The following is a 12,597-nucleotide window of genomic DNA, read 5'->3' as shown; positions in this document are numbered from 1 at the left end:
CGGTAGGCTGGCCGCGTGATCCTGATCGAGTAGACCGGCTCCCGGGCACAGGTGTGCCCGCATCCGGTCCTCTCAGCGTCACTCCTCGTCCTCCGTCTGGAGCCCTTTCACGTGATCACCACGACCGACCTCGAACTGCGTGCCGGGTCCCGCATCCTGCTCTCCGGTGCGACCCTGCGCGTGCAGCCCGGCGACCGGATCGGTCTGGTCGGGCGCAACGGCGCGGGCAAGACCACCTCGATGCGGGTGCTGGCCGGTGAGGGCGAGCCGTACTCAGGGCAGCGGACCGCGAACTCCCCGGTCGGCTACCTGCCGCAGGACCCGCGCGAGGGCGACCTGTCGGTGACGGCGAAGGACCGGGTGCTCTCGGCCCGCGGCCTGGACGTGCTGCTCGCGAAGATGGAGAAGGCGCAGACGGCGATGGCCGAGCTGGCCGACCCGGCCGCGAACGACAAGGCGATCCGCGAGTACGGCCGGCTCGAGGAGCGGTTCTCCGCCCTCGGCGGCTACGCCGCGGAGTCCGAGGCCGCGCGGATCTGCACCCACCTGGGACTGCCCGAGCGGGTGCTCGCCCAGCCGATGCGGACGCTGTCGGGCGGTCAGCGTCGGCGCGTGGAGCTTGCCCGGATCCTGTTCGCGGCCTCCGACGGCGGGTCGCAGTCGGCGACCACGCTGCTGCTCGACGAGCCCACCAACCACCTCGACGCCGACTCGATCACCTGGCTGCGCGGGTTCCTGCAGTCGCACGAGGGCGGGCTCGTCGTGATCAGCCACGACACCGAGCTGCTGGCCGCGGTCGTGAACAAGGTGTGGTTCCTCGACGCCACCCGCGGCGAGGCGGACCAGTACAACATGGACTGGAAGCGGTACCTGGAGGCGCGCGCCACCGACGAGAAGCGTCGTCGCCGCGAGCGGGCCAACGCCGAGAAGAAGGCGTCCGCACTGCACGTGCAGGCCGCGAAGATGGGTGCGAAGGCCACCAAGGCCGTCGCGGCGAAGAACATGGCCCGCCGCGCCGACGCACTGCTCGCCGGCCTGGACGACGAGCGTCAGGCCGACCGCGTCGCGCACATCCGGTTCCCGACCCCGGCGCCCTGCGGGCGGACCCCGCTCACCGCGGAGAACCTGTCCAAGGCCTACGGGTCGCTGGAGGTCTTCACCGGGGTGGATCTCGCGGTGGACCGCGGGTCGAAGGTCGTGGTGCTGGGCTTCAACGGCGCCGGGAAGACGACGCTGCTGCGGATCCTGGCCGGCACCGAGGAGTCCGACTCGGGCGGTGTCGTCCCCGGCCACGGGCTGCGCCGGGGCTACTTCGCCCAGGAGCACGACACACTCGACATGGACGCCTCGGTCTGGGACAACATCCGCCACGCCAGCCCGGACGCCCCCGAGCAGCAGCTGCGGACCCTGCTCGGGTCGTTCATGTTCTCCGGGGAGCAGCTCGAGCAGCCCGCCGGGACGCTGTCCGGCGGTGAGCGGACCCGGCTCGCCCTGGCCGGGCTGGTGTCCTCGGCGGCGAACGTGCTGCTGCTCGACGAGCCGACCAACAACCTGGATCCGGCCAGCCGCGAGCAGGTGCTCGACGCGCTGCGCCGCTTCGAGGGGGCCGTCGTGCTCGTCACCCACGACCCGGGCGCGGTCGAGGCGCTGGAGCCGGACCGGGTGATCGTGCTGCCCGACGGCACCGAGGACCACTGGTCGGCCGACTACCTGGAACTGGTCCAGCTCGCCTGACCGGTCACCGCACGCCGCGGTGATCACCCGACCGGACCACCACGATCATCGGACGTGTCCGGCACGTGTCGCGGGCGGCCGCGGCGACCTCCTCGGCCGGTCCCGACGGGTGGTTCGTTGCGCCACCCGACGGACGGCGCCGTCGAACGGTGCTCGCGGTGCTGAGCCGTTCGGGGTAACCGTTCGCCGATCGCGTTTTCCGCGGTCTGGTCATAAATCGTCAACTGGATCATCATGACCTGATCGTCGCGGCTGATGCGGCGATCCGCGGGGGCATCCGCGGAGGGGATGAGGAGGGCCGATGGCCGAGCTGAAGAAGGGCGCCCGGATCACCGGGACGCAGCGGGGCAAACTCGCCGCCGACCTGAAGAAGAAGTACGAGAAGGGCGCCAGCATCCGTTCGCTGGCCGAGCAGACCGGGCGGTCGTACGGATTCGTCCACCGGGTCCTGTCCGAGACGGGTGTGACGCTGCGCGGGCGCGGCGGCGCCACCCGCACCAAGAAGAAGTAGCTCTCTCGTCGGCGCCGCCGACCGGGTCGAGGAACGGGCCCGGGGCGGCGTCGTCGTGTGTCCGGGGTCGGTCGTGTGCCCGGGCCCCGGGCCGCCGGGCGCGTGATCGCCGCGCCCGCCCGCCGTGCGCGCCGTAACGTGAACCCTCGCCGTCCACCACCGGCGAAGGGGAACACCGTTGGATCGCCCGCTCACCCTGATGCGCGGGGTCATCCGGGGGGCGGACTCGACGTCCATCCGCCGTGGCTCCATCGCGCGGGGCACCTGGCCCCGGATCTGGGGCTTCGTCCGGCCCTACCGCCGCTGGCTGTTGTCCTACCTGGCCCTGACCACCGTCACCGCGGTGATCGGGGTCGCCACGCCGGTGCTGGCCGGCCGCGTGGTCAACACGATCGTCGCGGCGAACGACCTGCCCGACGCCGCCCGCGTCGTGATGGTGATCGCCGGGGCGATCGCCGGGATGGCCGTCCTGGAGGCGGTGGTCGGGCTCACCGGACGCTGGTTCTCCGCGCGGCTCGGTGAGGGCCTGATCGAGGACCTGCGGGTGGCGGTGTTCCGCCACGTCCAGTCGATGCCGCTGGCGTTCTTCTCCCGCACCCGGACCGGGGCGCTGGTCAGCAGGCTCAACAACGACGTGATCGGCGCCCAGACCGCCATCACCGGCACCCTGTCCACCGTGCTGTCCAACAGCATCCAGCTCGTGCTGGCCGTCGCGGTCATGATCGGGCTGGCCTGGCAGGTCACCGTCCTGGCGATGCTGCTGCTGCCGGTGTTCGTGCTCCCGGCCCGGCGGATGGGGACCTGGCTCGCCGAGCTGCGCCGCGAGGCCGCTGAGCTCAACGCCACCATGGGCAACCAGATGACCGAGCGGTTCTCCGCACCCGGCGCCACGCTGGTGAAGCTGTTCGGCGACCCCGACTCCGAGGCCGCCGTCTTCCGCGGCCAGGTGTCGCGGGTGCGCGACATCGGTGTCCGGTCGGCGATGGTGTCGCGGCTGTTCGTCACCGCGCTCCAGCTGGTGTCCGCGCTGGCCCAGGCCATGATCTACGGTCTCGGCGGCTACCTCGCGGTGACCGGGTCGATTCCGGCGGGCACGGTCGTCGCGCTCGGGCTGCTGCTGAGCAGGCTCTACACCCCGATGACGGCGCTGGCCAACGCCCGCGTCGACGTCATGACCGCGTTGGTCGCCTTCGAGCGGGTCTTCGAGGTGCTGGACCTGCGCCCGATGCTGACCGAGCGGCCCGATCCGGCCCCGCTGCCCGACGGCCCCGTCGACGTGGCCCTGCGCGGGGTCCGGTTCACCTACCCCAGCGCCACGGACGTCTCCCTGGCCTCGCTGGAGGAGGTCGCGGTGCTCGACCAGCGGGTCAATGCCGAGGTGCTGCACGGCGTCGACCTGCAGGTCCACGGTGGTGGCCTGCTGGCCCTGGTCGGGTCGTCCGGGGCCGGGAAGTCGACGCTGGCCTCGCTGGTCCCCCGGCTCTACGACGTCGACTCCGGCTCGGTGGAGCTGTCCGGGGTGGACGTGCGGGACCTGTCGTTCGCCACGCTGCGCGGTGCCGTCGGCATGGTCACCCAGGACGGGCACCTGTTCCACGACACCATCGCCGGGAACCTGCGCTACGCCGCACCCGCCGCCACCGACGACGAGATGGTCGACGCGTTGCGGCGCGCCCGGCTCGGCGACCTGCTCGACACGCTGCCCGACGGCCTCGACACGGTGGTGGGGGAGCGCGGCTACCGGCTCTCCGGCGGCGAGCGCCAGCGCCTGACCATCGCCCGGCTGCTGCTGGCCCGCCCGCGGGTGGTGATCCTCGACGAGGCCACCGCCCACCTCGACTCCGAGTCCGAGGCCGCGGTGCAGGAGGCACTGGCCGAGGCGCTGGTCGGGCGGACCGCGATCGTCATCGCGCACCGGCTGTCCACCGTGCGGGCGGCGGACCGGATCGCGGTGCTGGAGGGCGGTCGGGTCGTCGAGTCCGGCACCCACGACGAGCTGCTGGCCGCCGACGGCCGCTACGCCACCCTCTACCGCACCCAGTTCCTCCCGGCCGCGACCGCGAGCTGAACGGCCCGCGGGGACGGGACTCAGGTCCGCCCGGCCAGCGGGTCCGCCACCTCGGCGTCGGGCTCGGCGACCGCGGCGACCGCGGCGAACAGCAGCGCGACGCCGACCGCGCCGGGGTCCGGTGCGCCCTTCGCGCGCTCCCCGACGTAGGACGCGCGGCCGTGCCGGGCCGCGAGCTCCGCGGTCCGTTCGGCGCCGTCGAGGGCCGCGGCCGCCGCCGCGGCGAACCCCGCACGGTCCAGCGCGGTCACGGCGGGGGCGAGCGCGTCGACCATCGTCCGGTCGCCCACCTCGGCCTCGCCGACCCGCTGGATCGCGGTCAGCCCGGCCCGGGCGCCCGCGGCGAACGCGGCCGCGTCGGCCGAGCCGTAGGACAGCGCGCGGGCGATCTCGGAGAACAGCAGGCCCAGCAGCGGGCCGCTGGTGCCGCCGACCTCGTCGAGGAAGACCTCGCCGAGCGCGCCGAAACCGCGCTGCGGACCGCGCTCCGCGAGCGCGACGGCCAGCCGGACCCCGGCACGCAGGTTGTCGCCGTAGTCGCCGTCGCCCGAGTGCTGGTCGAGGTCGGTGAGCGCGCCGTGGCCGTCCTCGACGGCCCGGGCGAACCGGGCCAGCACGGCGTCCTGGTCGATCCGCTGGCCCGTCATGAGGTCTCCGTCCGGGGGAAGGCGGCCGTCCGGGCGGGGGCGGACCACAGGTCCGTCCACTCCGGGCGCATCCGGGTCAGGGTCAGGGAGAAGCCGGCCATGTCCAGGGCGGGCACGAAGGTGCCGACGAGCAGACCCACCCGCTCCAGCCCGCGTGCCTCCAGCGCGACGGCGGCCAGCTCGGCGAGCACGTACAGCTCCAGCAGCGCCGTGCCCCCCATGCCGTTCACGACCAGGACGACCTGGTCGGGGCCCGCGGGCAGGCCGGCGACGATCTCGTCGAGCATCCGGTCGACGAGCTCCTCGGTGGGCGGCCGGTCGACCGAACGCCGTGCCCGCTCGCCGTGGATGCCGACGCCGTAGTCGAGCTGCCCGTCGAGGGCGAACGCGGGCTCCCCGGTGCGGGCCGAGGTCTGCGCGCGGGAGGCGACGGCGAGGCTGCGCGAGGCGGCGGCGACGTCCGCGCCCAGCGTCGCGAGCTCGGTGAGCCCGGCGCCGGTGTCCGCGGCGGCCCCGAGGATCTTCTCGACGACGACGGTCGCCCCGGTCCCGCGCCGCCCGGTCGCGGTGTCGAGCCCGTCGGTTGCCAGGTCGTCGTCGACGAGGACCCGGGCGACGTCGACGCCCTCCATCCGCAGCCGCTCCGCGGCGATGCCGAAGTTGATCCGGTCGCCCGTGTAGTTCTTCACGACGTGCAGGACCCCGTCCGGGCCGGCGGCAGCCCGGGAGGCGTGCAGCACGGCCTTGTTGTGCGGGGAGGTGAACACCGGGCCGGGGGCGACGGCGTCGAGCATCCCGCGGCCGAGGAACCCGGCGTGCAGCGGCTCGTGGCCGGACCCCCCACCGGAGACCAGCCCGACCCGCCTGCCGGGTGCCCGATCGCGGGCGACCAGGTGGATCGGGTCCTCGTGCAGGACGACGAGGTCGGCGTGGGCCCGGGCGAACCCGCGGACGGCGGCCGGCACGGGGTCGTCGCCCGCGGGGTGGAAGGGGAACGGCATGGCGCCGATCATGCTGGCCGCGGGCGGTCAGCGCATCAACGGCGCGCGGACGGCGTTCTCCACGAGGTCGAGCACCGGGCCGAGGTCGTCGGCGGGCAGGCCCATCGCCAGGTGCGACACGAGCCCCTCCAGCACCAGCTCCAGGTACTGGGCGAGCACCGGGACCGGCACGTCGTCGCGCAGGGCGCCGGCCGCGGCCTGGCGTTCCAGCCGCGCCCGGGTCGCGGCCGTCAGCGCACCGGAGTGCTGCTGCCAGCGGGCCCGGAACTCCGGCTCGGTGCGCAGCCGTCGCGAAACCTCCAGGCGGGTGCCCAGCCAGCTGCGGTCCGATCCGTCGCGCAGCAGGTCGCGCATGACCTGCACCAGGCCCTGCTCGGCGACGACGTCGGCCATCCGGGTGGCGTCCTGCTCGGCCAGGGCCAGGAACAGCGCCTCCTTGTCCCGGAAGTAGTGGAAGATCGCGCCACGGGACAGCCCGGTGTACTCCTCGAGCCGCCGCACGGTGGCGCCCTCGTAGCCGTGATCGGCGAAGCAGGTCCGGGCACCGGAGAGGATCTGCTGCCGGCGCGCGGCGAGCTGGTCGGTGCTGACACGGGGCATGGCCCCAGTATTCCGTACGCTTGTCCTGCATGGGGGGACGGTCGTGCCGCCGGTCACCCGCGATCGCGCGGGATCACGGTTGCATCGCGTGCGGGTGTCACACGTCGGGGGTAGCGTCGACCTGGTGACCCTGGACCACCAGAGCACCGACGGTGTGCTCCGCAGCGTGGGGGAGGCCGAGGCCTACGTGGCGTCGGTCTGCTTCAAACACGGCCCCCCGACCCTGGCCGGTGTCGAGATCGAATGGATGCTCCACCGACCCGGTCACCCGGCCGACCCGGTCGACCTCGGCGCCGTGCGTGCCGCGCTCGGCCCGCACTGCCCGGCCTCCCTGGACCCCGCCTCGCACGCGGCCCCGCTCCCCGCGGGCGGCACCGTGACCGTCGAGCCGGGCGGCCAGATCGAGATCTCCAGCGCTCCCGCCGGCTCGCTCGAGGCCCTCCTCGGCGCCCTCACCGCCGACTCCGCCCACCTCCACGGACTGCTCGCCGAGTACGGCCTGCGCCCGCACGACCGCGCCGCCGACCCGGTCCGGCCCGCCCGGCGGCTGCTGGACCTGCCGCGCTACGCGGCCATGGAGTGCGTGTTCGACGGCGTCGGCCCGCACGGCCGCAGCGGCATGTGCTCCACGGCCGCGGTGCAGGTCAGCGTGGACGCCGGCCCGGCCGCCGGGATCGCCGACCGCTGGGCGGTCCTGCACGAGCTCGGCCCGGTGCTGCTCGCGGCGTTCGCGAACTCGCCGGTGCAGCACGGCCGCCGCACCGGCTGGAAGTCCTCCCGCCAGGCGTGCTGGCTGAGCCTGGACCCCTCGCGGACCGCGCCGCCGTCCATCGCGGCGTCCGGTACCGACCCGGCCGCGGCGTGGGCGCGCCGGGTGGTCACCACCCCGCTGCTGTGCGTGCGCGGCACCGGGACCTGGTCGGTGCCACCCGGGGTCACCTTCGCCGACTGGGTGTCCGGCCGCGTCCGTGGCGGGGTCCTCGACCGGCCGCCGACACTGGCCGACCTCGACTACCACGTCTCGACCCTGTTCCCGCCGGTCCGTCCGCAGGGCTACCTCGAGGTGCGCTACGTCGACGGCCAGGCCGGCGCGGACTGGGCGCTGCCCGCCGCGGTCCTGCTCGCGCTGACCACCGACACCGTCGTCGACCGGGTGCGGGAGCTGTGCGAGCCGGTCCGCGACGAGTGGGTCGCCGCCGCCCGCGACGGGCTGGACCACCCCGGGCTCGCCGCCGCGGCGGCCGCGCTGTTCCCGCTGGCCTGCGACGTGCTCGCCGCTGCGGACCACCCGCTGACCACCGCCCCCGCACCGCTGCTGGACCGGCTGCGGGAGGTCACCGAGCAGCGTGTGCTGCGCGGGCGCTGCCCCGCCGACGAGGCCGACCCGGCCGAGCACGGCGCGGGGCCGACTACCGCCCCGTTCCCGCCGGGGCTGTACCTGCCCCAGGCCGGTCGAGGCCCCGCCAGACCCGGTGACACCGCCAGTCCGACCACCCGAGCCGCCGAGGAGGACGTGGCATGACCGCCGACCCCACCGTTCCCACCGGACCCCTGACCGGGCCCGCGACGCCCGGGGAGCGCCCGGAGACCATGCGCACCCGGGTCGCGGCGCTGCTGGAGCGCTCGCGGGGCCGCAGCACCGCGCTGACCGATCTCGACGACGGCGAGCTGCAGGCCCAGCACTCGCCGCTGATGTCACCGCTGGTCTGGGACCTCGCGCACATCGGGTCGATGGAGGAGCTGTGGCTCGTCCGTGACGTGGGCGGCCGCGAGCCGCTGCGCCCGGAGATCGACGGCCTCTACGACGCGTTCCAGCACTCCCGCTCCTCGCGGGTCACGCTGCCGCTGCTCACCCCGGCCGAGGCCCGCGGCTACGTCGCCGAGGTCCGGGACAAGGCGCTCGACGCGCTGCACCGCAGCCCGCTGCGCGGTCGCCGGTTGGAGGCGGAGGGCTTCGCGTTCGGGATGATCGTGCAGCACGAGCAGCAGCACGACGAGACCATGCTCGCCACCCACCAGCTGCGCTCCGGGGCGCCGGTGCTCGACGCCGCCCCGCCGCCCCGCCCGGCCGGTGCGGTGGACCCGGCGGCGGAGGTCCTCGTCCCGGCGGGCCCGTTCGAGATGGGCACCTCGGCCGAGCCGTGGGCGCTGGACAACGAGCGGCCCGCGCACGTCGTCGACCTGCCCGCGTTCCGGATCGACGTGCACCCGGTCACCAACGGCGCGTTCGCGGCGTTCGTCGACGCGGGTGGCTACGACGACCCGCGGCTGTGGACCGACGCCGGCTGGGCGCACCGCACGGAGGAAGGGTTGGCCGCGCCGCGGTTCTGGTCCCGCGACGCCGACGGCACCTGGTGGCGGCGCCGGTTCGGGATCATCGAGCGGGTGCCCGACGACGAGCCCGTCGTGCACGTGTCCTTCCACGAGGCCCAGGCCTACGCCCGCTGGGTCGGCAAGCGGCTGCCCACCGAGGCGGAGTGGGAGAAGGCCGCCCGCTTCGACCCGGCGACCGGCCGCTCGCGGCGCTTCCCCTGGGGCGACGACGAGCCGCGCGCCGAGCACGCCAACCTCGGTCAGCGGCACCTGCAGCCGGCCCCGATCGGGGCCTACCCGGCGGGGGCGTCCGCGCTCGGGGTGCAGCAGATGGTCGGCGACGTCTGGGAGTGGTGCGACTCCGGCTGGCACCCCTACCCGGGGTTCACCGTGTTCCCGTACCCCGAGTACTCGGAGGTCTTCTTCGGCGGGGACTACGCCGTCCTGCGCGGCGGGTCGTTCGGCACCGATCCGGCGGCGATCCGGGCGACGTTCCGCAACTGGGACCACCCGATCCGCCGACAGATCTTCGCCGGGTTCCGGCTGGTCCGCGACGCCGGTGTGTAGGCACCTCGCGTACCTGGGGGAACCGGCCACACTGGCGTCGCTGGTCCTGGAACCGGAGCACGGGCTGCTCGCGCAGTCCTACGCCCCGGCCGACATGCGCGGTGGCGGCACGATCAACGCCGACGGCCACGGCACCGGCTGGTACCCGCCCGGGAGCACGACGCCGGTGCGGGTCCGCTCGGCGTCGCCGCTGTGGTCCGACACGTCCTACGCCGCGCTGGCCGGGACGACGACGTCGGGTGCGGTGCTCGCCGCCGTCCGCTCGGCGACGGTCGGCATGCCGGTCACCGCGACGGCCGCCGCCCCCTTCACCGACGGGCGGTGGCTGTTCAGCCACAACGGCGTCGTCCGCGGCTGGCCAGAGTCCCTCGCGGACGCCGCGGCGGCACTGCCCGTCACCGACCTGATGACCCTCGACGCCCCCACCGACGCGGCACTGCTCTGGGCGGTGGTCCGGCGGGGTCTCGCCGACGGCGCCGACCCGGCCGACCTGCTGGCCAGGGTCTGCGCCGACACCGAACGGACCGCGCCCGGCTCGCGGCTGAACCTGCTGCTGACCGACGGCACGACGATCTGGGCGACGGCCTGGCGGCACGCACTCGCCGTCCGGGTCGGACCGGGCTGCGTGACCGTCGCCTCCGAACCGACCCATGCGTTCCCCGACTGGACCCGGGTGCCCGACCGGCACCTGGTGGTGGCCCGACCGGGCCACCACGAGAGTCATGACCTAGGAGCTCCGTGAGCACTCCCGGCGCCATTCAGCTGGACGTCCACCTCACCGAATCCGATGCCGACACCGCGCTGCGGTCCGACGTGACGCGCGGGCTCGCCGCGTCGCCGAAGGAACTGCCGCCGAAGTGGTTCTACGACGCCCGGGGATCCGAGCTGTTCGAGCGGATCACCGAGCTGCCCGAGTACTACCCCTTCCGCACCGAGCGGGCCCTGCTCGCCGACTCCGTGGACGACATCGCCCGCTCCTCGGGCGCCGACACCGTCGTCGAGCTGGGGTCGGGGTCCTCGACCAAGACCCGGCTGCTGCTCGACGCGTTCGCCCGTGCCGGGACGCTGCGCCGCTACGTCCCGCAGGACGTCAGCGAGTCCGCCCTGCGCGGCGCCATCGACGAGCTCCACCGGGACTACCCAGAGCTGGAGTTGCACGGCGTGGTCGGCGACTTCACCCGTGACCTGGACCGGCTGCCCGGTGCCGAGCCGGGCGGGAAGCGGATGATCGCCTTCCTCGGCGGCACCATCGGCAACCTCATGCCCGGCCCGCGCCACGACTTCCTGCGACACGTCCGCTCGGTGCTGCGGCCCGGTGAGCAGCTGCTGCTCGGCACCGGCCTGGCCACCGACCCGGCCGTGATGGTCCCCGCCTACGACGACGCGGCCGGGGTCACCGCGGAGTTCAACCGCAACGTGCTGCGCGTGCTCAACCGCGAGCTCGGCGCGACCTTCGACGTCGACGCGTTCGACCACGTCGCGGTGTGGGACGCGGAGAACTCGTGGATCGAGATGCGGTTGCGCGCCACCCGCGACATGCGGGTCCGGATCGCCGACCTCGACCTCGACGTCGCGTTCGTCGCGGGGGAGGAGCTCGCCACCGAGATCTCGGCGAAGTTCACCCCGGCGACGGTCGACGCGTTCGCCGCCGCGGCCGGGTTCGCGCCGCCGCGCCGCTGGGTCGACCCCGACGCGCGGTTCGCGCTGACCCTGTTCACCGCCGCCTGAGCCCGGGCGGTGCTGCGCCGGCCGGGCGCAGCACCGCCGACGGCGTGGTCCCGGTCTCCCGGCGGAACGCCGCGACGAACGCCGAGGGCGTCGCGTAGCCGACGTGCCGGGCAACCACGCCGACCGGGCGGCCCGCGGCCAGCTGCTCCAGTGCGACGCGCATCCGCAGCAGCGTCCGCCACCGGCCGGGGCCCACCCCGGTCTCGGCGCGGAACAGCCGGGACAGGGTGCGTTCACCCGCTCCCACGGCCCGGCCCCACGCGGCGGTGTCGCGGTCGTCGGCGGGATCGTCGAGCAGGGCCAGGGCGACCCGGCGGGCTCGCGGGTCGGTGGGCAGGACGAGCCGGACCGCCGCGCCGGGGCCGCCGGCGTCGCGGGCCGGGCGGAGCCGGTCGAACAGCACCGCCTCGGCGCGGGACCGCTCGGGCGTCGCGGGCCCCGGCCCGGCCAGGTGTTCCAGCAGGGCCGCCACCAGCGGTTCGACCGCGAGCACGCACGGCGCGGGCCAGTCGATCGGGCAGCGGCCGGGCCACAGGTAGATCCCGCGCATCGCCGCCGTCTCGGTGGCGGCCGTGACGTGCGGGACCCCGGCCGGCAGCCACAGCGCCCGTCCGGGGCCGAGGACCCAGCTGGTGTCGGCGACGGTGACCCGCAGGACCCCGGCGGCCGCCCAGGCGAGCTGATGGGCCGGGTGGGTGTGCTCGGCGAACGCGTGCCCGCGCTCGAGCGGGATGCGGGAGACCAGCACCGCGGCGCCCGGCACGTCGGGGACGTGCGCGGGCAGGCCGGAACGCGACACGATCCGGCAGCCTAGCGGCTCCCGGCCACCGCTACCCGCGCCTAGCGTCGCGGCCATGGCGATGAACGTGCTGCACCGGCGGATCTGCCGCTCCGACTCCTGGTCCGACCGGATGCACGGGACGACGCTGCCCTGGGCCACCCGCGACGTCGACCTCACCGGTGAGGTCCTGGAGATCGGCCCCGGCTACGGCGTCACCACCCGCTGGCTCGCGCCGCGATCCGGGGCACTGACCGCGCTGGAGGTCGACCCCGTGCTGGCGGCCGACCTGCGTGACGACCTCGGGGACGAGCTCGGGGTCGACGTCCGGCACGGCGACGGCGCCGCCCTGCCGTTCCCGGACGGGAGCTTCGACGCCGTCGTCTGCTTCACGATGCTCCACCACGTCCCGACACCGGGGGAGCAGGACCGGCTCTTCGCCGAGGCCGCACGGGTGCTGCGTCCCGGTGGGACGTTCGCCGGGATCGACTCCCGGATGTCGCTGCGGTTCCGGGCGGTCCACATCGGGGACACCCTGACCGCGGTCGACCCGGCGACACTGCCGCGGCGGCTCGGCGCGGCCGGGCTCGCACGGCCGGAGACCGAGCTGGGTGCGCGGTCGTTCCGGTTCCGGGCCGGCCGCGGCTAGG

General features: G+C 74.8%; 12 protein-coding genes. 8 read left to right on the top strand and 4 right to left on the bottom strand.

Going from position 1 to position 12,597, the window contains the following annotated elements; genetic code table 11:
• The first annotated feature begins 111 nt into the window (after positions 1 to 111).
• The 3 genes from Ae331Ps2_RS24955 to Ae331Ps2_RS24945 all read left to right on the top strand — a co-directional run bounded on the left by Ae331Ps2_RS24955 (position 112) and on the right by Ae331Ps2_RS24945 (position 4,313).
• On the top strand, positions 112 to 1,734 hold the full coding sequence (locus Ae331Ps2_RS24955) for an ABC-F family ATP-binding cassette domain-containing protein (RefSeq protein WP_020625428.1): 1,623 nt from the start codon (positions 112 to 114) through the stop codon (positions 1,732 to 1,734).
• A gap of 301 nt (positions 1,735 to 2,035) precedes the next feature.
• Positions 2,036 to 2,245 carry a helix-turn-helix domain-containing protein gene (locus Ae331Ps2_RS24950; RefSeq protein ID WP_010240451.1) on the top strand — a complete coding sequence of 70 codons (210 nt, stop codon included), beginning with the start codon at positions 2,036 to 2,038 and terminating at the stop codon, positions 2,243 to 2,245.
• 199 nt (positions 2,246 to 2,444) lie between these two features.
• Positions 2,445 to 4,313: an ABC transporter ATP-binding protein gene (locus Ae331Ps2_RS24945; protein ID WP_233147766.1), complete on the top strand. Its 1,869-nt coding sequence runs from the start codon at positions 2,445 to 2,447 to the stop codon at positions 4,311 to 4,313.
• A gap of 20 nt (positions 4,314 to 4,333) precedes the next feature.
• Here Ae331Ps2_RS24945 and Ae331Ps2_RS24940 read toward each other — a convergent pair whose 3' ends face one another.
• The 3 genes from Ae331Ps2_RS24940 to Ae331Ps2_RS24930 are packed head-to-tail and all read right to left on the bottom strand — an operon-like array spanning position 4,334 to position 6,561.
• Positions 4,334 to 4,960, bottom strand: a complete 627-nt coding sequence (locus Ae331Ps2_RS24940) for a DAK2 domain-containing protein (protein ID WP_075311737.1) — start codon at positions 4,958 to 4,960, stop codon at positions 4,334 to 4,336.
• A complete protein-coding gene (locus Ae331Ps2_RS24935; protein ID WP_075311735.1) occupies positions 4,957 to 5,961 on the bottom strand; it encodes a dihydroxyacetone kinase subunit DhaK in 1,005 nt (334 codons plus the stop codon). Before Ae331Ps2_RS24935 ends, Ae331Ps2_RS24940 begins: the two co-directional genes overlap by 4 nt.
• 27 nt (positions 5,962 to 5,988) lie before the next feature.
• Positions 5,989 to 6,561 carry a TetR/AcrR family transcriptional regulator gene (locus Ae331Ps2_RS24930; protein ID WP_020625434.1) on the bottom strand — a complete coding sequence of 191 codons (573 nt, stop codon included), beginning with the start codon at positions 6,559 to 6,561 and terminating at the stop codon, positions 5,989 to 5,991.
• A gap of 124 nt (positions 6,562 to 6,685) precedes the next feature.
• Between Ae331Ps2_RS24930 and egtA the strand changes: the two genes are divergently transcribed.
• The 4 genes from egtA to egtD all read left to right on the top strand — a co-directional run bounded on the left by egtA (position 6,686) and on the right by egtD (position 11,169).
• Positions 6,686 to 8,083, top strand: coding sequence for an ergothioneine biosynthesis glutamate--cysteine ligase EgtA (gene egtA / locus Ae331Ps2_RS24925; RefSeq protein ID WP_249265330.1), 1,398 nt, complete (start codon positions 6,686 to 6,688; stop codon positions 8,081 to 8,083).
• Between the two features lie 68 nt (positions 8,084 to 8,151).
• On the top strand, positions 8,152 to 9,441 hold the full coding sequence (egtB, locus tag Ae331Ps2_RS24920; RefSeq protein ID WP_369804875.1) for an ergothioneine biosynthesis protein EgtB: 1,290 nt from the start codon (positions 8,152 to 8,154) through the stop codon (positions 9,439 to 9,441).
• Entirely contained in the window at positions 9,434 to 10,183 is a 750-nt protein-coding gene (gene egtC / locus Ae331Ps2_RS24915) for an ergothioneine biosynthesis protein EgtC (RefSeq protein WP_075306161.1), read from the top strand. The genes egtB and egtC overlap by 8 nt, the downstream gene beginning before the upstream one ends.
• Complete coding sequence (gene egtD, locus Ae331Ps2_RS24910; protein ID WP_083695959.1) at positions 10,180 to 11,169, top strand: L-histidine N(alpha)-methyltransferase; 990 nt, start codon at positions 10,180 to 10,182, stop codon at positions 11,167 to 11,169. The genes egtC and egtD overlap by 4 nt, the downstream gene beginning before the upstream one ends.
• On the opposite strand, the gene Ae331Ps2_RS24905 is transcribed toward egtD, so the two are convergent.
• On the bottom strand, positions 11,156 to 11,968 hold the full coding sequence (locus Ae331Ps2_RS24905) for a helix-turn-helix domain-containing protein (protein WP_075306163.1): 813 nt from the start codon (positions 11,966 to 11,968) through the stop codon (positions 11,156 to 11,158). The genes egtD and Ae331Ps2_RS24905 overlap by 14 nt on opposite strands.
• A gap of 55 nt (positions 11,969 to 12,023) precedes the next feature.
• On the opposite strand from Ae331Ps2_RS24905, the gene Ae331Ps2_RS34020 reads away from it, so the two are divergent.
• The gene (locus Ae331Ps2_RS34020; protein ID WP_075306165.1) at positions 12,024 to 12,596 is read left to right on the top strand and encodes a class I SAM-dependent methyltransferase; all 573 of its coding nucleotides are present in this window, start codon (positions 12,024 to 12,026) and stop codon (positions 12,594 to 12,596) included.
• The last annotated feature ends 1 nt before the right edge of the window (position 12,597 follow it).

Source organism: Pseudonocardia sp. Ae331_Ps2 (assembly GCF_001932405.1).
Classification (GTDB): Bacteria; Actinomycetota; Actinomycetes; order Mycobacteriales; family Pseudonocardiaceae; genus Pseudonocardia.
The sequence above is the reverse complement of the archived record's forward strand: the minus strand, read 5'-3'. Positions and strand labels throughout refer to the sequence as shown.

Excerpts from the sequence above, each read along its gene's own strand:
- egtB (WP_369804875.1), top strand. The coding sequence starts at position 8,152 with ATGCGCACCCGGGTCGCGGCGCTGCTGGAGCGCTCGCGGGGCCGCAGC.
- Ae331Ps2_RS24945 (WP_233147766.1), top strand. The coding sequence starts at position 2,445 with ATGCGCGGGGTCATCCGGGGGGCGGACTCGACGTCCATCCGCCGTGGC.
- Ae331Ps2_RS24940 (WP_075311737.1), bottom strand. The coding sequence starts at position 4,960 with ATGACGGGCCAGCGGATCGACCAGGACGCCGTGCTGGCCCGGTTCGCC.
- Ae331Ps2_RS34020 (WP_075306165.1), top strand. The coding sequence starts at position 12,024 with ATGGCGATGAACGTGCTGCACCGGCGGATCTGCCGCTCCGACTCCTGG.
- Ae331Ps2_RS24950 (WP_010240451.1), top strand. The coding sequence starts at position 2,036 with ATGGCCGAGCTGAAGAAGGGCGCCCGGATCACCGGGACGCAGCGGGGC.
- Ae331Ps2_RS24930 (WP_020625434.1), bottom strand. The coding sequence starts at position 6,561 with ATGCCCCGTGTCAGCACCGACCAGCTCGCCGCGCGCCGGCAGCAGATC.
- Ae331Ps2_RS24935 (WP_075311735.1), bottom strand. The coding sequence starts at position 5,961 with ATGCCGTTCCCCTTCCACCCCGCGGGCGACGACCCCGTGCCGGCCGCC.